The 19,650-nt window shown below is 71.3% G+C and carries 11 protein-coding genes; 3 read left to right on the top strand and 8 right to left on the bottom strand.

The genetic code is table 11. The features are described from left to right. Positions 1-42: 42 nt before the first annotated feature. The gene (locus ACX80F_RS01540; protein ID WP_459334942.1) at positions 43-2,976 is read right to left on the bottom strand and encodes a UPF0182 family membrane protein; all 2,934 of its coding nucleotides are present in this window, start codon (positions 2,974-2,976) and stop codon (positions 43-45) included. 317 nt (positions 2,977-3,293) lie between these two features. Continuing rightward, the gene (locus ACX80F_RS01535) at positions 3,294-4,388 is read right to left on the bottom strand and encodes a YlbL family protein (RefSeq protein WP_459334618.1); all 1,095 of its coding nucleotides are present in this window, start codon (positions 4,386-4,388) and stop codon (positions 3,294-3,296) included. A gap of 353 nt (positions 4,389-4,741) precedes the next feature. Here ACX80F_RS01535 and ACX80F_RS01530 point away from each other — a divergent pair, with 353 nt between their 5' ends. After that, entirely contained in the window at positions 4,742-6,160 is a 1,419-nt protein-coding gene (locus ACX80F_RS01530) for a zinc-dependent metalloprotease (protein ID WP_459334941.1), read from the top strand. Here ACX80F_RS01530 and ACX80F_RS01525 read toward each other — a convergent pair. Genes ACX80F_RS01525 through nudC form a run of 3 tightly spaced genes read right to left on the bottom strand, consistent with a single transcriptional unit; the run spans position 6,157 to position 9,780 of the window. Further along, complete coding sequence (locus ACX80F_RS01525) at positions 6,157-6,732, bottom strand: M48 metallopeptidase family protein (protein WP_459334617.1); 576 nt, start codon at positions 6,730-6,732, stop codon at positions 6,157-6,159. The genes ACX80F_RS01530 and ACX80F_RS01525 overlap by 4 nt on opposite strands. Beyond that, positions 6,719-8,872 carry an ATP-dependent DNA helicase UvrD2 gene (locus ACX80F_RS01520; RefSeq protein WP_459334616.1) on the bottom strand — a complete coding sequence of 718 codons (2,154 nt, stop codon included), beginning with the start codon at positions 8,870-8,872 and terminating at the stop codon, positions 6,719-6,721. The genes ACX80F_RS01525 and ACX80F_RS01520 overlap by 14 nt, the downstream gene beginning before the upstream one ends. Further along, on the bottom strand, positions 8,824-9,780 hold the full coding sequence (nudC, locus tag ACX80F_RS01515) for an NAD(+) diphosphatase (RefSeq protein WP_459334615.1): 957 nt from the start codon (positions 9,778-9,780) through the stop codon (positions 8,824-8,826). The genes ACX80F_RS01520 and nudC overlap by 49 nt, the downstream gene beginning before the upstream one ends. A 162-nt stretch (positions 9,781-9,942) precedes the next feature. On the opposite strand from nudC, the gene ACX80F_RS01510 reads away from it, so the two are divergent. Then, complete coding sequence (locus ACX80F_RS01510) at positions 9,943-11,502, top strand: phosphotransferase (protein WP_459334614.1); 1,560 nt, start codon at positions 9,943-9,945, stop codon at positions 11,500-11,502. A gap of 30 nt (positions 11,503-11,532) precedes the next feature. Here the strand turns inward: ACX80F_RS01510 and ACX80F_RS01505 are convergent, their stop codons facing one another. From ACX80F_RS01505 to ACX80F_RS01495, 3 genes are read right to left on the bottom strand one after another with little or no spacing between them, the layout of a single operon-like run. Further along, complete coding sequence (locus ACX80F_RS01505) at positions 11,533-14,979, bottom strand: ATP-dependent helicase (protein WP_459334613.1); 3,447 nt, start codon at positions 14,977-14,979, stop codon at positions 11,533-11,535. Then, positions 14,979-18,287, bottom strand: a complete 3,309-nt coding sequence (locus ACX80F_RS01500) for an ATP-dependent helicase (RefSeq protein ID WP_459334612.1) — start codon at positions 18,285-18,287, stop codon at positions 14,979-14,981. Before ACX80F_RS01500 ends, ACX80F_RS01505 begins: the two co-directional genes overlap by 1 nt. Positions 18,288-18,343: 56 nt before the next feature. Then, positions 18,344-18,778: an MGMT family protein gene (locus tag ACX80F_RS01495; RefSeq protein ID WP_459334611.1), complete on the bottom strand. Its 435-nt coding sequence runs from the start codon at positions 18,776-18,778 to the stop codon at positions 18,344-18,346. A gap of 92 nt (positions 18,779-18,870) precedes the next feature. Here ACX80F_RS01495 and ACX80F_RS01490 point away from each other — a divergent pair, with 92 nt between their 5' ends. After that, positions 18,871-19,644, top strand: a complete 774-nt coding sequence (locus ACX80F_RS01490) for an exonuclease domain-containing protein (RefSeq protein WP_459334610.1) — start codon at positions 18,871-18,873, stop codon at positions 19,642-19,644. Positions 19,645-19,650 lie beyond the last annotated feature (6 nt).

Below are 19,650 nucleotides of genomic sequence, written 5' to 3'. Positions count from 1 at the left end.
GGACGGAGAAGCAAATCGGGCGGCTGCCCGGGCTCGATCGGCCTACTGTCCGCCGGCTGCGGCTCGTTCCTCGGCGTCGAGCGCCCGCTGGATGGCCTGCTCCAGGCGTTCCTGGGCCTCGCCGTAGGCGGCGAAGTCGCCGGCCTCCAGGGCGGCGTTGCCGTCCTGGATGGCGTCGTTCGCGTCGGCGAGTGCGGCACGCAGGTCTGCGGCCGGGTCTCCGGTCGCACCATCCGGGGTGCCGCCCTCGGCGGGCGTGGGCGCCGGAGCCGGAGCCTCGTCCCCCTCGACCGGAGGTGCAGCCGGGTCCTCGGGGGTCTCGCCGACGTTCTCCTCGTCGCCGGTCGTGGCGCCGGAGTTACCGCCGAACACCTGGTCCAGCGCCTCGGCGAGGGTTGGGGCGAACCCGACGGTCTCCCCGAAGCTCACGAGGACCCGCCGCAGGACGGGGAAGGACGAGCTGCCGGAGGACTGAACGTACACGGGCTGCACGTAGGCGATGCCGCCACCGATCGGCAGGGTCAGCAGGTTGCCGTTGATGACCTCGGAGGCACCCTGACGGAGCAGGTTGAGCTCCTGCGACACCGTGGTGTCCGAGTTGAACAGGTTCTGGGCCTGGCCGGGGCCCACCACGGAATCCTGGCCGGAACTGTCGAGCAGGGTCAGCCTGCCGTAGTTCTCGTTCTTGACGCCGTCCTCACCGGAGCCGGCGTCGCCGTTGGCGGCGAGGAAACCGTACAGCACGTTCCTCGGCGTCTGGCCCACCGGCACGAAGGGGATGAACGGTGTGGTCAGGGAGAACGCCGCCTGGTCCTGGTTCGGCATCTGGAGCGTCAGGTAGAACGGCGGCTGCCGCGGGGTGGATGCCGTCGCCGCGGCGTCCGACGCCGCGCCCGGATCGGCCGGCACGCTCCACGCCTCGCTGTTGTTGTAGAAGGCGTCGGTGTCGGTCACGTGGTAGCGCGCCAGGAGCTCCCGCTGCACCTTGAACAGGTCCTCGGGGTAGCGCACGTGGGCCATGAGGTCGGCCGACATCTCGCTGTAGGACGTGAGCGAGGTCGGGTACACGTTCTGCCAGGACTTCAGGACCGGGTCCTGGTCGTCCCACGCGTACAGGGTCACGGAGCCGTCGTAGGCATCCACGGTCGCCTTGACGGCGTTGCGGATGTAGTTCACGCGTTCGGCGGGGAGCGCGGTGGCCAGGCCCTCGGCGGTCTGCGCGTCCTGCGTCGCCTGCTCGAGCTCCTGCTGCATCGAGTAGGGGAAGCTGGCGCTGGTGGTGTACCCGTCGATGATCCACTTCACGCGGCCGTCGACGATCGCGGGGTAGCTGTTGCCGTCGAGGGTCAGGTACGGGGCCACCTTGCGGATCCGGTCCACGGGATCACGGTCGTAGAGGATCTGTGACTCGTTGTTGACCTGGTCCGACAGCAGCAGATCGGTGGACTGGAACTTGAGGGCGTAGACGAGGCGGTTGAAGGCATTGCCCACGTTCGGCCCGCCGTCGCCACTGAAGGTGGTACGCGACTCGTCGTCGGAGTTCTCGTTCTGCGGCCGGTCGATCTCCGCCGGGGACTCGCCCTCCGGAGCTCCGACGACCGAGTACACGGGGGATTCCTCGCCGAAGTAGATGCGCGGCTCATAGGTGGACTCATCGCCCAGCACGCCGGTCGAGGGGATGCCGGACTGCAGGAAGGACGGGCGGCCGTCGGGCTCCACGGTCGAACCAGCGGCTGCAACCACTCCGTAGCCGTGCGTGTAGAAGACGTGCTCATTCACCCAGCCGTCCGGCACACCGTTGACATCCAGTTCGCGGACCGCGATCACCGTGTCCTGGACCTCGCCGTCGATCTCGTAGCGGTCGACGTTCAGGGTCTCCGGGAACTGGTAGTACTGGCGGAACTGCTGGAGCTGGCTGAAGGCGTCCGAAACGAGGTTCGGGTCGAGCAGGCGGATGTTCGCCGTGGTCTCGCCGTCGTCGCCCAGTGCGCCCGCTGCGGGGATCGCCTCCGGGGCATAGGGCTCGACCTCCACCTGGTCCAACCCGTAGGCCTCGCGGGTGAGCTGGATGTTCCGCTCGATGAACGGCTCCTCGAGGCTGAGTTCGGAGGGCCGCACCTGGAAACGCTGCACGACCGCCGGGTACACGCCGCCGGCGAGCAGTGCCGTGATGATGAGCATCGCGGTGCCGATCAGCGGAAGGCGCCAGCGGCCGACGAACGCCGAGGCGACGAACAAAACGGCCACGATGATCGCGGCCACGGCGAGGATGGCCTTGGTGGGGATGACGGCGTTGACATCCGTGTAGAGCGCGCCGGCCCAGGTGCCCTGGTTCAGGAGTGTGTCGTACCGGTCGAGCCAGTAGTTGACGCCCTGCAGGATCAGGAAGAGGGCCGCGACGACAGCGATCTGCACGCGGGCCGCCTTGGTCGTGAACAGGCCTTTCTCCTCGAGGCGTATGCCGCCGTAGAGGTAGTGCGTGAGGATCGTGGCGATGGCGCTGATGATGACCACGCTGATCAGGAAGCCCGTCACGAAGTTCAGGAACGGCAGCGTGAACATGTAGAAGGCGTAGTCCAGGCCGAACTCCGGGTCCTGCCGGTTGAACGGCTCCTGGTTGATGAACAGCAGGACCTGCTGCCACTGCGAGGAGGCAGCCGTCCCCGCGAAGGCACCCAGGACCACGGGGATACCGAGCATCAGAAGCCGGCGGATCGGTTCCAGCTGCGCCTGGTACCGGTTCAGGTTGTCCTGGACGGCGCTGTCCGGCGCATAGATCGGCCTGGTGCGGAACGCGATGCGCAGGCTGAAGTACACCGCCGCGGCCATGACGAGGAAGGCGACCAAGAACAGGACGATGCGCGTCAGGTTCTCGGTCACGAAGACTTCGAGGAAACCGAGCTGGTTGTACCAGAGCACGTCCGCGTAGACCTGCGACAGGTAGACGAAGGCGATGACGATCACCGCCACGACGATGATGGTCGGTATCAGCGGACTGCGGCGCCTGCTGGTTGTTCCTGTTCCACGTGCTGGGCTCGGGCTACTGCCGAACGGACGGTCTGGTCCGGATGTCACATCTACCTCATCGTTAGCTGCTGCGGGTCACGCCGACCGGTCTTCCGCATCGCTCCCGGCCCGGCGAAGGGCGCAGGAAAGGTGCAGTCAGGCCCTTCGTGATCTCATTCTGCCCTGTTCACGCTCGGCCCGACCAATTAGGTTCCCGCCCCGGGCGAAGGGGACGGGGATCGTCACCGAACCGTGTCTTCCGGGCGGTCGCCCGGCGTGCACCCGGGTCAGCAGGCCGGCACGGCGGCCGCGTCACCACCGGCGCCCAGCGTCTCGACGGCGTCGACAGCGTCCTCCAGGGTCTCGACCTTCACCACCGTCAGGCCGTCCGGGATGTTGCCGACCACGTCGTCACAGTTGTCGGCCGGGGCCAGGAAGAATTCGGCTCCGCCGGCCCGGGCCCCGATGAGCTTCTGGGCGATGCCGCCGATCGGACCGACGACGCCGGCGGAGTCGATCGTGCCGGTGCCGGCGAAGTGCCTGCCACCGGTGAGGTCGCCCTCCGTCAGGTTGTCGATGATCCCGAGGGCGAACATGGTGCCGGCTGACGGCCCGCCCACGTTGTCCAGCTGGATGGACACGTCGAAGGGGAACTCGAACGTGGAGGCGAGCAGGACACCGAGCTGGAACTCGCCGTCGTCCGATTCGCGGGGCGTGACCTGGACCTCCGTGGCCTCGCCGTCCCGGACGATGCCGAGGGTGGCGGCCGCGCCGTCCGCGTCGGCCAGCGTGCCGCGAAGAGTCTCGATATCCTCGATCTCCCGCCCGTCGATGGTGCGCAGGATGTCCCCGACCTCCAGGATGCCCTCGGAGGCGGAGCCGTCGGCCAGCCCCGCGACGGACAGATCCTCGGTGTAGCCGATGCCCTCGTGGGAGAGCGCGGCGGCGACAGCCGCCTCCTGTGACGAGGTCATGGCGACGACGTTCCGCTCCTCGACGTCGGACGAGGTGGTGCCCTCCGGGTAGACCAGCTGCTCCGGCATGACGTCCGCGTCGGGGTCCGCCCAGGCCCGGAAGGTGTCGAGGACGTTCACCCGGCCGTTCGGCCCGCCGCTGACGAGAACGGTGGTGAGATCCAGGTGGCCCTCGGGCGGGAACGTCTCCCGGCCGTCCACCTGGATGACCGCCTGCCCGTCGATCTCCCCGATGGTGTTGAAGGTGGGGCCGGGAGATTCGATGATGTAGGGCGACGGCAGCAGCACTGCGGCCCCGCACAGGACGACGGCGAGCCCCCCGGAGACGGCCATGGCGCGGAAGCGCGGATCCCTCGGCCGGGCGGGTTCCCCGGGGCTGTAGGTCTCGAAGTGGACGGGCTGCGTCACTGTGCTTCTCTCTGTAGGCGCGTGCCGTGCGATGGCGCGGTCAGCGCCTCCGGCTTACCCAGAGTAGACGCTCCGGGGTCCCGCGATCCGGGGTGAAACCAGGGAATTACCCGTACGGCGGTTCCCTGCACCACGGATCGCCGCCGACCCCGGGACGGGCTTTGCCCTCAGCGAACGGTCGACGGCTCGAAGGACAGCGGCAGCGCCGTGCCGGTAGCGTGTTCCCAACAGCCGGCGGGAGCGGACCCCCTCCTGCCCGGACCCCGAGCTACTCCCCAGGACCGGTGGTATCAGTGACCAACCCATCCAACCCCTCGAACGACGACGACACACCCCAGGACCCCCTGTCCGAGATGCTGGCGAAGATGTTCGGTGGCGGGGCCGGCGGCTTCGATCCGCAGGAGATCGCGAAGGCGGCAGGCCTCCCCTCCGATCCTGCGGCGATGGCGATGATGATGCAGCAGGTCCAGGCGATGTTCTCCTCACCGAGCGAGGGACCCGTGAACTGGAAGATGGCCATCGAGCAGGCACGGCGGGTCGCGGCGTCCGACAACGACCCCTCGGTCACCCCCCTCCAGCGCCGGAGCGTGGACGAGTCACTGAAACTCGCGGAGCTGTGGCTGGATCCCGTGACCGAGTTCCCGAGCACCGGACAGCTCGGCCGGGCCTGGTCGCGCGCCGAATGGGTCGAGGCCACCATGGCCACCTGGCGGCAGCTCACCGAACCCGTGGCGACGAGCATCGCGAAAGCCCTCTCCGACACGATTTCCGGGCAGCTGCCCGACGAGATGAAGTCCATGATGGGCATGATGGGCGGCCCCGCCTCGATGCTCCAGAACGTGGGCGGCGCGATGTTCGGGATGCAGCTGGGGCAGGCCGTGGGTGCGCTGTCGAAGGACGTCGTCGGATCGACGGACATCGGCGTGCCGCTCGCCGACAACAGGATGGCCCTCCTCCCTGCGAACGTCGCCGCGTTCGGTGCCGGTCTCGACATCCCAGAGCAGGAGGTCCAGCTGTTCCTCGCCGTGCGCGAGGCTGCACACGTCCGGCTGTTCACGCACATCCCGTGGCTCAGGGGCCACCTCCTGGGCAGCATCGAACGCTATGCCCGGGGCATCCACATCGACATGGGCAAGATCGAGGAAGCCGCCCGCGACATCGATCCGACCAATCCCGAGAGCCTCCAGGGGGCGCTGTCCCAGGGCGTGTTCATGCCCGAGAAGACCCCCGAGCAGGACGCCGCCCTCGTGCGCCTGGAGACCACCCTGGCCCTCGTGGAGGGCTGGGTGGACGAGATGACGGCCGCCGCGGCGGCGAACCTGCCCTCGGCTGCTGCCCTGCGGGAGATGCTCCGGCGCCGCCGGGCCACCGGCGGCCCGGCCGAGCACGCCTTCGCCTCGCTGGTGGGTCTCGAGCTGCGGCCGCGCAGGCTGCGCGACGCCTCGGCCCTGTGGGCCCTCCTCACCGAGGAGCGCGGCATCGAGGGCCGCGATGCCCTGTGGCAGCACCCCGACCTGCTGCCCACGGCCGAGGACCTCGACGACCCCGCAGGCTTCGCAGGGCGCCGTCGGCTGCTCGACTCCTCCGACGCCGACGTGGACGCCGCCCTCCAGCGGCTCCTGTCCGGTGGCTTCGAGGACGACGGCGACACCGAGGTCGGAAAGGACGGCGACGCGGCGGCCCCGGACGGGTCCGACGACGGATCGGAGAGCGGGTCCGACGACGGATCGGGCAGTTCCGGCGGCGGTTCGCACGACGATCCGCGGTCCTAGTACTCCTCCGGTGCTCCGGTGAGGTTGCGGTGCGCGGCGAAGGCGGCGCCGTCGAGGTAGGCCTTGGCGGTCTCGGTGCGCGGGTAGGCCGTGAGCAGGTTCCAGAAGACGGCGTTGTGCGACGGCTCGATCAGGTGGGCCATCTCGTGCAGGATCACGTAATCGACCACCCACTCGGGCATCCCCTGCAACCTGTGGGAGAGGCGCACCGAGCGGTGTGCCGGGGTGGCGGAGGCCCAGCGGGTGTTCTGGTTCGTCACCCAGCCGATCGTCGTCGGCACTCCCATGCCACCGAGGTACCGCCGTGCCAGCGCCTCGGCCCTCCGCGTCAGCTCCGCGGCGGCCTGGTCGTCGTCGACGGCGGGCTGCGCGAGGTACTTCGCGGACATCCGCTCCACCATGCGCTCCACCCAGTGCCGCTCCTGGCTGGGTGAGAAGTGACCCGGGATCGAGACGCGCAGCACCCCGTCGCGGATGTCCGCGCTCACGGTGCGCTTCCGTCGGGCCGACCGCCTGACCTCGACCGGGAGCCGGGCGGGGTGGGTGTGCCCGCCGGGCTCAGGCGGTGTCACTGATGATCTCCAGGACCGCTTCGCCGTACCGCTCGAGCTTCGCGGACCCGACGCCGGCGAGCTCGCCGAGTTCGTCCAGCGTCTGCGGCCGCGCCTCGGCGATGGCCACCAGCGTCGCATCCGTGAACACCACGAACGCCGGTACGTCCTTCTCCTTCGATTCCGCGAGCCGCCAGGCGCGCAGCGCCTCGAATGTCTCCTCCTCGTAGGTGGCCGGGCAGTCGCTGCAGCGACCGATCTTGCGTTCGGCGCCGGAGAGGAGGGGTCGTTTGCACACCCGGCAGACCGCCGGCGCGGAGGACCTGCGGACGGCCTTCGCCCGGGGCTGGCAAAAGGACGCCTGCCCGGCGGTCGCGGGCCGCAGCGCATCGAGGAACCGCGAGGGCTTCCGGGTGGCGCGTCCCCCCGGGGAGCGCGACGTCGACCAGGACATCGACAGGTGGATCCGCGCGCGCGTGATACCCACGTAGAGCAGCCGCCGCTCCTCGTCGACCCCCTCCTGGGTGTCCGCGAACGAGATCGGCATGAGCCCCTCGCTCAGGCCCACGAGGAAGACGGCGTCCCACTCGAGGCCCTTCGCCGAGTGGAGGGACGCGAGGGTGACGCCCTGCACGGTCGGGGCGTGCTGCGCCGCGGCCCGCTCCTCGAGCTCGGCGACGAACGTCTGCAGGGTGAACGCCTCGCCGCGGACCCTGCTGAGCTCGTCCGCGAGCCCCACGAGGGCGGCTAGCGATTCCCACTTCTCGCGGACGGCGCCGGAGTTCTGCGGGGCGACGGACGTGTAGCCGAGGGATGCGAGGACGTCGCGGACCTGCTGCGGGACGTCGTCGTCGCCCTGGGTGCGCGCCGCGGCCCGGAGCTGCAGCAGCCCGTCGCGGACCTCGCGCCGCTGGAAGAACCGCTCACCGCCGCGCAGCTGGTACCCGATGCCGGCACTGGCGAGCGCCTGCTCGTAGGCCTCGGACTGCCCGTTCGTACGGTAGAGGATGGCGATCTCGCTCGCCTTGACGCCCTGGCCCAGCAGGATGCCGATGCGCCGGGCGCATTCGGCCGCCTCGGCGTCGTCGTCGGTGCATTCGGTGTACACCGGTTCGGGACCGGCAGGACGCTGCGCCACGAGTTCGAGCGGGGCCGACCAGGTCGTGGCGCCCGCGTTCCGGTCGACCCCGGTGCCCCGCGCCGCGAGCAGGGTATTGGCGGCGCGCACCACCTGGGGCGTGGAGCGGTAGTCGCGCACCAGCCTGACCACCTGCGCGCCCTCGTAGCGCTTGGTGAAGTCGAGGAGGTGGCGTGAGGTGGCCCCGGTGAAGGAGTAGATGGTCTGGCTGGCGTCACCCACGACGCACAGGTCGCGGCGCTCGCCGAGCCACAGGTCGAGCAGGCGCTGCTGGAGCGGGGAGACGTCCTGGTACTCGTCCACCACGAACTGGCGGTACTGCGCCCGCACCGTCGCCGCCACCTTCTCGTCCTCCTCGAGGATGGCGACCGTGGTGAGCAGGACGTCCTCGAAGTCGATGAGGTTGCGGTCGATCTTGAGGTCCTCGTAGGCCGAGAAGATCCGGGACACCGTGATGAGGTCCATGCCTGCCGGTTCCGCGCGGCCCGCGGCGGCCGCCGCGTAGGCGTCCGGGGTGAGCATCGAGACCTTGGCCCACTCGATCTCCGCGGCGACGTCGCGGATGGCGGCGCGGTCGGTGGACAGCCGCAGGCGGCGGGCCGATTCCGCGATCAGCTGTGCCTTGTGGTCCACGAGGGCGGGCAGGGGGCCGCCGACGGCCTGCGGCCAGAAGTACTGCAGCTGCCGGAGCGCCGCCGCGTGGAAGGTCCGCGCCTGGACCCCTCCGGCCCCGAGGTCCCGGAGCCGCGTGCGCATCTCCGCCGCGGCGCGTGCCGTGAAGGTCACGGCCAGGACCTGCTGCGGTTTGTAGACCCCGGTGTGCACGCCGTACGCGATGCGGTGGGTGATGGCGCGGGTCTTGCCCGTGCCCGCTCCCGCGAGCACGCACAACGGGCCGGACAGGGAGCTGGCCACCGCCCGCTGTTCGTCGTCGAGTCCCTCGAGGATGCTCTCCTCGAGCAGTTGTCCGGACACTAGGGGCGCGCCTCCGATGGTTCCTCGTCCAGCGGCCCGCCGTACCATCGCTCGATCATGGCCCGTGCGATGGAGACACCGCCCGCCACGACGATCTTCTCGTCGCGCACCTCGGCGAATAGCTCGTCCCGGGTGAACCACCGCAGCGACCGCACCTCCTCGCCGTCGGGGACGGCGTCCGTGGTCGCTGCCCGCGCGGTGAAGCCGAGCATCAGGGACGCCGGGAACGGCCAGGGCTGGGAGCCCAGGTATTCCGGGGACTGCACCTGGATGCCGGACTCCTCCCCGACCTCACGGACGACGGCGGCCTCGAGGGACTCGCCGGGTTCGACGAACCCGGCGAGTGTCGAGTAGCGGCCCTCCGGCCAGGCGACAGCGGATCCGAGCAGGATCCTGTCGTCGTCGTCGATAATCGAGACGATGATGGCGGGGTCGGTACGCGGGTAGTGCTCGGACCCGTCCCTCGGGCATCGGCGCACCCATCCGGCGTGGCTCGGCACCGTGCCGGCACCGCAGCGCGGGCAGTGGGTGTGGGTCGCGTGCCAGTTGGCGACCGCGGCTCCTGCCACGAAAAGGCCGGTGTCACGCGCATCGAGCGATGCGGCGATGTCGCGCAGGCCGAACCACTGGTCGAGGGGCGCGACGGCGGCGTCCTCCTCGTCGAGGACGGCCATGACGACGCGCCTCCCGGCGTCGGCGAACCCCTCGTCGACGCGGCCCAGGTACACGGTCAGCTCCGGGCGTGCGATGTCCCCGACGGCGAGGAGGCGGAGGGCACCCCCGACGACCGGCGCCTTTCCGTGGGCGAGCGGCAGGACGCGCGTGTCCGCGGACGCCCACAGGTCGTCGAGGAAGTGTTCGGAGGTCCGGGCGTCGCCGTCCCGGTCCGTGGCGGCACGCGACAATGGCAGCGATCCGAGGGGAGGGAGCACGAGGGTCCGGAGTGGATCGGTCATGGTTCCACGGTACGTTCTTGCACTCCCAAAACCCATTTTCCCGACCCCCGGTGGAGGGGTAGTGCGGAGCCCTACACCAGGTGTGCATCCGGCGACTCGCCGCGTTGCTGCGAGCGGCCGGCGCGGGAACGCCCTACGGTTGATCTTGTGAAACGGACACCCATGGAACTTGCAGCCATCGCCAGCGCCGCAGTACCTGGCCTCGCTCCGACCGGCGTCGCCGGCGCCCCCGATGACGCCGCGGATTTCGACTCCGCCCTGCTCGTCGACGACGCGGGGAAGCAGTGGCGGGTCCGTTCGCCCCGGCACGCCGAGGCGAGCATGCGCCTCGAGACCGAATTGCAGGCCCTGCGCGCCTTCACGCCCGCCGTCAAGGCGGAGCTTCCGTTCCTCATCCCGCACATGGCCGGCAGCGTCCGCCAGGGCGAGCTCAGCACGTTCGTGTATTCGCACCTGGCCGGCACCACCCGCCCGCTCGACGCGCTCTCCGCCGGCGGGCGCACGATGGCCCAGGAACTCGGCCGGGTGATCGCCGCCATCCACGCACTGTCCCCGGAGATGGTGCAGCGGGCAGACCTGCCCGGCTATGAGGCCGACGAGTACCGCCAGCGCAAGCTGAACGAACTGGACCAGGCCGCGACCACGGGGAAGATCCCTTCGATCCTGCTGCGCCGCTGGGAGCACGCGCTCGAGGACGTCGCCCTCTGGCGGTTCAGCCCGACCGTGGTCCACGGCGACCTCCACGAGGACCACCTCCTCATCGCGGCGGGCCGCGTCTCGGCGGTCACCGGCTGGACCGACCTGTGCGTCGGCGATCCGGCCGAGGACTTCGCCTGGCTGGCCGCTGCCGAGGACACCACCTTCGTCGACGCCGTGTACGAGGCCTACGCGGCCGCCAGGACCACCTCCATCGATCCCCACCTGTCCCGGCGCGCAGCGCTCGCCGCGGAGTTCGCGCTGGCGCAGTGGCTGGTGCGGGGGGTCGCCCTCGAGGACGCCGTCATGATCGACGAGGCGGAGGACATGCTCGCCACGCTCGAGGCCGACGTGGAGTCGATCGAACGCGAGCAGCACGAGGCCGCGGAGCGGGCACGGCACGACCACGAACAACGCCTCGAATGGGGCGACGAGTCGGGCACGGACGTCGACGGTCCCCACCCCTCGCAGGGCGGGGATGCCCCCGGCGAGGGGGCCTTCACCGGCGACGCTGCGCTCCGCCCGGCCGGCGGTGCCCTCGCTACCGCGGGCGTCGATATCGGACGTCCGAGTGCCGGGAGTGCCGGTACCGACAGCCCGGGTACCGACACCTCCGGTACCGCGAGCGCGGATACCGACAGCTCCGATACTGGAGGTCGCGCGGCGCACGAGCTCGCAGGTTCCGCGTCCGACAGCACGGACGGTGCGCGCCACGAGGCTCCATCGGGTCCCGCCCCGGCCAAGGACGCCGTCGACGTCCCGGAGCGGACCGGCAGCCACGTCGTCGATCCGAAGGCCGCAGCGAACCGGGTGCATCGCCGCCTGACGCCCTCCGACGACGACCGGCACCAGGACCACGAGGCCCCCTCAGGGTCTTCCCTGGCGCACGCGCGCCTCGTGGCGGCTCGTCAGCGGCCCGCCGCGACCTCGTCGAAGGTCACGGTGCTGAAGGGCTCCGACCCCGGGGCAGGGCCATCCGACGACGTCGCCACCTCCGCCCTGCCGATCGTCCCGCTGCGCCGCTGAACCACCGATGCTCACAGGACCACCCGATGCTCACAGGCGCGAGGTGTCGGCCGCCCGGATGATCCTCTCGAGTTCTCCGGCATCGGCGAGATCGTGCGGCCGGACCACCAGGTTGTCGGCGACGTAGAAGAAGGCGGCGCGCACCTTCTCGAGGGGCACCTCCTTCAGCCGTGACCACGCGAGCCGGTAGACGGCGAGTTGCACCGCCTTGGCGGCGCGCCGGTCCGGCGACGGAGGCCGACCCGTCTTCCAGTCGATCAGGTCCCAGCCGCCGTCTGCATCGCGGAACACCGCGTCCACCCGGCCACGCACCACGATGCCGCCGATCTTCGTCTCGATGGGCGCCTCGATCGCCGCGGGCTCCCGCAGGGCCCACTCGGACTGCTCGAAGATGGCCGCCATGTCCGTCAGCCCCAGCGTCTCGTCGACGTGCGCATCCGCGCCGCCGGGGTACTCGCCGAGATCGAGCATCCCTCCTGCCCCGTAGAACTCCTCGATCCACGCATGGAACGCGGTACCCTTGCGGGCGGCCGACCCCGGCCGCCGGGGAAGCGGCCGCCGCAGCTGCTGCATGACCGCGGCGGCATCCTCGCGCAGTTCGACGAGGGTCGAGGCGGAGATGTGCGACGGCAGGGCAAGGGGCATCCGCTCCCGTTCGCGGGCCTGCCGTGCCAGGGCCAGCCGGACCTCCCGGCTCCACCGGCCGCCCTCCGTTTCGCCGTCGGGGGTCGGTGCGGCGGCCTGCTCGAGGACCGCCTGCGCCGCACGCTCCATGGACGGCCGCCGGGCGCCGAGCGGATCGAACGGCCACCGCGCCCGCTCCGGGCGCGCGTTCGCGGGATTCGCATCACCCTCGTCCCCCTCCGGGAGCCAGTGCGGCAGGACGATCCCGGCCGCCCCGGCGTCAGCCAGCGCTACGAGGTCCATGAGGTAGGACGACGGCGCCGACGGTTTCGACCGCCCCCCACCCCACGCCGAGGACGTGCACACCAGGGCGTGCTTCGCGCGGGTGAAGGCCACGTAGGCGAGCCGCCGTTCCTCGCGCTCCGCGTGCGCCCGCGCCTCGTCGGTGAACTCCTTCTCGCTGGCCAGCCACTCCTTCTGGTCCTGCTGCTCCCAGTCCCACTGCGGCAGTTCGGGTGCGTCGCCGCGCAGGGGCCAGGGGATGGCGGAGTCGCCGCTGCTCCAGCGCGAGTCCTTGCCGCTCGGGAACGAGCCGTCGTTGAGACCCGGCACGAAGACGACGTCCCATTCCAGGCCCTTGGACGCGTGCACAGTCAGCAGTTGGACCGCGTCACGGCTCGCTTCGAGCTGCGTCACCGGCAGTCCGTCCTCCTCCTGGTCCGCGGCCTCGAGCCAGGCGAGGAACGCCGGGAGGTCGACACGCTCTGCGGTGGACACGAAGCCGGCGACGGCCTCGGTGAACGCATCGAGATTGCGGCGCGCCTCGTGGATGCTGACGCCCGGTTTCGCGGCCACCTCGATGTCCAGCAGGATGGTGCGCTCGACCTCACCGATCATGCTGCCCAGGTCGTCACCCACGAAGCTCCGGAGTCCGCGGAGTTCGTGGCGCAGCAGCTCGAGCCGCTGCCGGGCGGCACCGCTCAGGGTCCTCCCGGCAGACGACACCCAGTCACGGGGCGGAAGGTAGTCGACGGCCTCGACCAGGCTTCCCGCCTCGGCCAGATCGGGGGCCACGACGGCGTCCCGGGCCTTCTCGCGGTCGAGCTCGCCGTCGGCGCCACCGTCGGGCTGACCGACGGATGGGCTGCCCCGGCGGAACATGGCCTCGCGTGTCCGGGCGAGCTGTCGGGACCAGTCCCCGAGGGCCATCAGATCCGCCGGGCCGAGCCGCCACCGCGCGCCGGACAGCAGGCGCAGCATCGAGTCGGAGCGGTCCGGGTCGCCGAGGACCCTCAGGGTGGCGAGGAGGTCCACGATCTCGGGGGTGCGCAGCAGTCCGCCGAGACCGACGACCTGCACGGGGACGCCGGCGCGCTCCAACTCGCGCCTGATCGGCTCGAACTGTTTGCGGCCGCGGCACAGGACCGCCATGGTCGGGCGGAGCGGCGACCCGTCGTCGTCGGTCTCGAAGCTGCGCCGGCGCTGCCGCAGAACCTCTCGGGCCACGGCCCCGGCCTCGCTGAGCGGCATGTCGGCAGCGTCCGCCTCGCCGGCGTCGTCGGAGCCGGCCGCGTCGTCGGAGCCGGCCGCGGGCGCATCCGTGAGGAACCGTCCGAGCAGGACCTCGCCGAGGGGCGCCCCCGGCCGTGCCACGAGGCCGGGGACCTGCTGGACCGTGGTGTTGCGGAGCCAGGGCGCGGGCACGTTGAGCGGAGCCGACACCGTGTTCGCTGCCTCGAGGATGTACGTCGAGTTCCGCCACGCGACCGACAGGTGCGCCACCTCCGAGGGCGCCCGGCCCTCGGGGGTCAGCCTCGGGAACGCCGTGCGGAAGGTACCGAGCTGCCCCGCGGACGCCCCCCGGAAGCCGTAAATGGACTGGTGGGGGTCACCGACGGCCGTGACGGAGCGCCCGTCCGCGAACAGCCGCGAGAACAGGACCATCTGGGCATGCGAGGTGTCCTGGAACTCGTCGAGCAGCACCACCCGGTACTTCTCGCGCTCCATGGCCCCGGCTTCGGGGATGTCGCGGGCGATCCTGGCCGCGAGCGAGACGAGGTCACCGAAGTCGAGCTGCCGGCGCGCGAGCTTGGCGGCGGCGTAGTCCTCGGCCAGTTCGGTGACGGTGACCCGGGTGCGCAGCTTGTCCAGCAGGTCCTGGACCTTCTGCGTCGCTGCCCTGCTCGACCCTGCGACGTAGGACCGGCCTGCCACGTGCTCGATGTGGCGCCGGATGTCGCTGCGCACCGTCGCCGGGCTGACCAGATGTTCGGCGCACTCCCCCGCCATGTCGAGCACCGCCTTCACGAGCGTGCTCTTCGCGGCCGTGAAGTGCTCCCAGTCGCCGTCGTAGGCTTCGACGACGGCGTGCGCGAGCTGCCACGACTGGGCGGTACCGAGCATCACCGAGTCACGCTCCACCCCGATCCGCAGCCCGTAGTCCTGGACGATCCCGTTGGCGAACGAGTGATAGGTCGAGATGGCGGGGTCGAGCCGGTCCAGCGCGTCCTCCCCGGCGGGCGCAGGGGCGTCCTGCGCGAGCGCGGCGTAGAGCTGGGCCAACCGCTGCCGGACCCGCGACGCTAGTTCCCCGGCGGCCTTGCGGGTGAAGGTGACGCCGAGGACCTGCTCGGGGCGCACGAGGTCGTTGGCGACGAGCCACACGACACGGTCCGCCATGGTCTTGGTTTTCCCCGAACCCGCGCCGGCGATGACCAGGAGCGGCTCGAGGGGCGCTTCGATGACCCGCGCCTGGTCGTCGGTCGGGTACTGGACGGGGCCGTCCGGGTCCGTGTGCAGCAACTCGGCCAGTCGCCGGGCCGAGTACCGCGCCTCTGGTCGTGCGGTAGCCACTACTGCGTCACCTGCTTTCCTTCTTCGCACAGGGGGCAGACCTCGGGCAGCCGGCACCCGCTGCCGCCGAACCCCGACCGGCGGGGGTCGTGGATGGTGTCGAAGGTCGCGGCGGACATCAGCGCGGCGGCGTCCTCGATCATCGCCCTCGCCCAGGTGTCCTCCGGACCCACCGGGGGCTGCACCTGCACCGCGACACCCTTGGTCTTCGTGCCCAGCTGGACCAACGCCGCGCCCCCGGGTGCGGTGGGTCCGGCGTCCACCGCGTCCCCGTCCTGACCGCCGAGCTGCGCACCCGCGGCGAGGGCGGTCTGGTAGGCGGCGAGTTGTGGGTGACGCGGGATGTCGGCCCCTGCCGGCGTGCTCTTGCCCGTCTTGAGATCGACGATCACGAAGCGACCCTCGGCGTCGACCTCGAGGCGGTCGATCTGCCCGCGTAGGCGTACAAGCCGCTCGGCGTCCCCCAGGCGGACCTCGAGGTCCACCGCGAAGTCCACCTCCGTGTCCAACAGGCTCCGTCCGTCCTTCCGCATGGAGAGCACGTAGGCGGCGAGCTTCCGCACCATGGTCTCGGCGCGCCGGAAATCGGACCGGCTTTCCCAGGTGTCCTTGATCCCCAGCTGCGGCCAGCGCCGCTCGAGCTCCCTCACGTACTCGTTGCCGGTGGCCTCCGGCAGGTCCTGGGCGATCTGGTGGACGAGTGTGCCGAGGGACCGGGCGAAGTCGGTGGTCCGCTCCCCGCCGGCAGCGGACACGAACCAGCTCAGGGGCGAGGTGAGAACCGACTCGACCTTGGACGGCGAGACGGGGATCGGCTGCTCCACAGGCACCACCGGGTCCTCGCTGGTCATGCCGAGTACGCCCCACCACTGGGCAGGATGGGCGCCCGGCACCGGCGGCTCCAGTGCCGCCATTCGTCCGAGGTGGTGCGCGGCCTCCCGTGACAGGGCCGGGGCGGCCTGCGGATCCTGCGCGAACTTCCGCAGCTCGGCAACGAGCGCGCGGAGTGTGACGGGGCGCAGGACCTCGGTGCGCGGCCGTATCGCGGCTCCGGGCGGCAGGGGGTCGAGCACGTCGAGGAACGGTGAGGGCTGCTCGTCCTGGGAGGCGACGGCGCAGCACACCAGCTCCTGCGTGGCGCGGGACACGGCGAGCGAGAAGGTCCGAAGCTCGTCGAAGCGGATGTCCTGCAGCAGGGACACCGGGTCGCGGTTGCTGCGGAACGATTCGCCGTAATCGAGCAGCGCACGCAGCTCGCCGGATCCGAGCAGTTCTCCGCGCAGCCGGAGGTTCGGCCACACGCCGTCCTGCACGCCGGCCACGATCACGAAGGGCCAGTGCCGTCCGGCGGCGCTCGCCGGCGTGAGCACCGAGACGGACGCCTGACGGGCGGTGCGCGTCGTCAGCGTGTCCATGGGGATGTCCTGGCTGAGGACGTAGTCGAGGAACAGTTCCGGGTCCGCGCCGGGCATCTGTTCCACGAAGCGCTCCGCGGTGTGGAACAGGGCCATCATCGCGTCCAGGTCCCGATCGGCACGGCTCGAGGACGGCCCTTCGGACAGGGCGGCGGCCGACCACTGTTGCGCGAGTCCCGATGCGGACCAGAGCGCCCACAGGACGGTCTCGGGGTCACGTCCGGGGTCGGAGGCTGCGGATCGTCCTGCATCCAGCATGCGGGCCAGTCTCCGGACCGGCGCGCCCTCGGACGGCAGGGCGGCGATCTGCTCGGGGGCGGAGAACAGGGCAGCGATGAGCTCATCGCTCGTGCGCCCCCCGCCCTCCTGCAGCTCAGTCCGCCGGAGGATCTGGCGCAGGCGCCGCAGGTCGAGGCTGCCCGCCCCTCCGATCCGCGAGGTGAGCAGGGAGATGCACAGCTCGGTGTCGAGTTCGGCGCGGCCCACGACGACGGCGAAGAGGTCGAGCAGGGGCCGCACGGCGGGTTCCTCCCGGATGGCGGTCTCCGCAGCAGGGACGTTCACGGCGATGCCCTGCGCCGTGAGGAACCGCTGCACCGCCGACACCTGCGTGCCGTTGCGGACGATCACGGCGATGTCGTCGAGGCTGCGTTCCCCGAACAGGTGCGCCTCGAGCACCCGCTGGGTGATGAACCGCTGTTCATGGAACGCGCTGTCGAGGACGTGGGCGGACATGGCCGGGTCGTCCGACGTTGCGCCGTCGGGCCTCGTGCCGTCGTCCGGCCCATGGGCCGGACGCGCGTCCCGCGTCCTGGTGGAGGAGGGGACGGGACCCTCGACGTGCCGGTAGGTGGTGCTGATGCCCGGGGTTGCGATGCGGGCGGCGACGTTGCTCCAGGCCTGGGCGAGAGGCCCCCGCAGGGTCAGCGACCCGGGAAGGGTCACCGTGGTCAGCCCGCCGCGGCGGAAGAGGGTGGACAGGCGTCCGGTGAGCTCGGGCCGCGCTCCGCGGAAACCCTGCGCGACCGTGTCCGGGCAGGAGGTGATCACGACGTCGTTCCCTGCTCCGATGAGCCCCAGCAGGGCGTGCACGGCGGGGTTCGCCTCCTGGTAGTCGTCCACCAGGATCAGCTGCAGGCGCTCCCGCTCCCGGTCGAGGAAGTCACGGTCCGTCTCGAGGATCTCCCGGGCGGCGGTGAGGATCCCGGCCGGGTCGAAGGCCTCGGGCATGCGGAGGTCGAGGACGTCGCGGTATTCGCGGTAGAGCGCGGCCGCCGCGACCCAGTCCGGGCGGTCGAACCGCTCCCCCCAGGCCGAGAGCTCCTCCGCGGAGACCCCGTATTCGCTCACGCGGTCGAAGAGGTCGCGGATCTCCTGCCGGAAACCGCGCGTGGGCAGGGCGAGGGCGAGGCCGGGGGGCCAGTCCAGAGCGGGCGCGCCGTCGCGGCCGTGACCGGAGAGGAGCTCCTTGATGATGAGGTCCTGTTCCGCGCCCGACAGCAGCCTCGGCGCACGCGTGATGGCGGGCGTGCGTCCCTCGGCCCTGGCGCGGCGGATGAGGTCGAAGGCGTAGGACGCCCAGGTGCGGGCGGGTGCCGTGCTGATGCTGCGGTCCAGGGCGGCGGTCAGTTCGTCCCGGAGCCGCGTCGAGGCTGCCCGGGTGGGCCCGAGGAGGAGCAGTCCTTCCGGTTCCACGGTCCCCGCACCGATACGCGCGACGGCGAGATCGGTGAGCAGGGAGGACTTGCCGCTGCCAGGAGCGCCGAGGACCAGCACCTGCCCGCTGACGGCCGCGATCGACCGCAGGACGGCGTCGTAGCCCTCGGCGGGAGTCGTGGCCGCCGTAGCGTCGCCGAGGACTGCCGGCGGGGCGTCAGGGAGGGTGCTGGTCATGGTTCAAGACCATCACACGCCACGGACAAACAGCGGCAGCGCGCCGGGGCCCGGCGTCAGGACCCGGCGGGTCGCAGGGACGCGCCGACGTCGTCGAGGAGGGTCTGTTCCTCCGCCGTCGGCCACCAGCGGGCGGAGCCCAGGTCCACGCGGTATTCGCCGGGGTCGGTGCTCCCCGGCGGCACAGCGAGCGGGGTGCCCTCCGAGTCGTAGTGGGCGCGGGCCGGCAGTGCCAGGCCGCGTGGCGGGTGGCCGCCGGCGCGCAGGACGCGCCACCACGGGACGTCCCGGAGGCTGCGGGAGAGCGCCCTGCCGACCTGGCGGGGCCCGCCGCGGTCGAGGAGTTCCGCGACGTCCCCGTAGGTCAGCACCTTGCCGGCGGGGATCAGCCCGGCGACGGTGAGGACGGCCTCGCAGTAGTCGTCGAGGTCTGCGCCGGGCACGCCGGCGGACCCGGGGCCGGGAGCGTCCCCGTCGACTCGTCGATCCATGCGTTCCACCCTAGCCCGGCAGATCTTTCAGGTCGGCGGGGTCCGCAGGGTGACTGATCCATTTGGTCGGAGCCCGCCCGTACGGTGGTGCCATGACGAGCTGGCATGAGGGTCCGAGGGCCGGGTTCGACCTGGAGACGACGGGGCGGGACCCGCTGACCGCGCGCATCGTCACCGCGACGATCGTCCTCGTCGACGGTGACGGCGGGGTACTCGAGCACCACGAGTGGCTGGCCGACCCGGGCATCGACATCCCGGAGGGCGCCGCGGCGATCCACGGCGTCACGACGGCGCACGCGCAGGCGCACGGCCTGCCCGCGGCGGACGTCGTCCACGGGATCTCGTCCGTCCTGTCGCGCCTCTTCGCCGCCGGTGTCCCGGTGCTGGCCTTCAACGCCCGGTACGACTTCACGGTGCTGGCGCAGGAGGGGCGCCGCCACGCCGTCCCGGTGCCGGTGCCCTCGCCCGTGATCGACCCGTACATCATGGACAAGCAGGCGGACCGGTACCGGCGCGGCAAGCGGACCCTGACGGCCATGTGCGAGCACTACGGGATCCCGTTCGAGAACGCTCACACCTCCGCGGCGGACGTCCTCGCGACGCTCCGGGTCGGGGCGGTGCTCGCCGAGCGGTTCGCGTTCCTGCGGCGCCCGGCCGCGGACCTGCATGCCTCGCTCGTCGTGTGGGCCGACCGTCAGGCGGCGAACTTCGAGGAGTACCTGCGCCGGACCGAGCCCGACGCCGTGATCGAGCGGGCGTGGCCCGTCGTCGGCTGCACGCCCGAGCGCCAGGACAACAGGCAGGACGACCGGCAGGACGACAGGCAGGACGAATCTGCGCTGCGACCGGTCGCCTCCGTTCCCTGAGGCGGG

The organism is Arthrobacter sp. TMS2-4 (assembly GCF_054511075.1).
This window is presented reverse-complemented; position numbering and strand designations above follow the sequence as displayed.

What these genes read in the sequence shown, in the direction of transcription:
- ACX80F_RS01530 (WP_459334941.1), top strand. Translation starts at nt 4,742, where the DNA reads ATGCTGGCGAAGATGTTCGGTGGCGGGGCCGGCGGCTTCGATCCGCAG.
- ACX80F_RS01520 (WP_459334616.1), bottom strand. Translation starts at nt 8,872, where the DNA reads ATGGTACGGCGGGCCGCTGGACGAGGAACCATCGGAGGCGCGCCCCTA.
- nudC (WP_459334615.1), bottom strand. Translation starts at nt 9,780, where the DNA reads ATGACCGATCCACTCCGGACCCTCGTGCTCCCTCCCCTCGGATCGCTG.
- ACX80F_RS01510 (WP_459334614.1), top strand. Translation starts at nt 9,943, where the DNA reads ATGGAACTTGCAGCCATCGCCAGCGCCGCAGTACCTGGCCTCGCTCCG.
- ACX80F_RS01500 (WP_459334612.1), bottom strand. Translation starts at nt 18,287, where the DNA reads ATGACCAGCACCCTCCCTGACGCCCCGCCGGCAGTCCTCGGCGACGCT.
- ACX80F_RS01495 (WP_459334611.1), bottom strand. Translation starts at nt 18,778, where the DNA reads ATGGATCGACGAGTCGACGGGGACGCTCCCGGCCCCGGGTCCGCCGGC.
- ACX80F_RS01490 (WP_459334610.1), top strand. Translation starts at nt 18,871, where the DNA reads ATGACGAGCTGGCATGAGGGTCCGAGGGCCGGGTTCGACCTGGAGACG.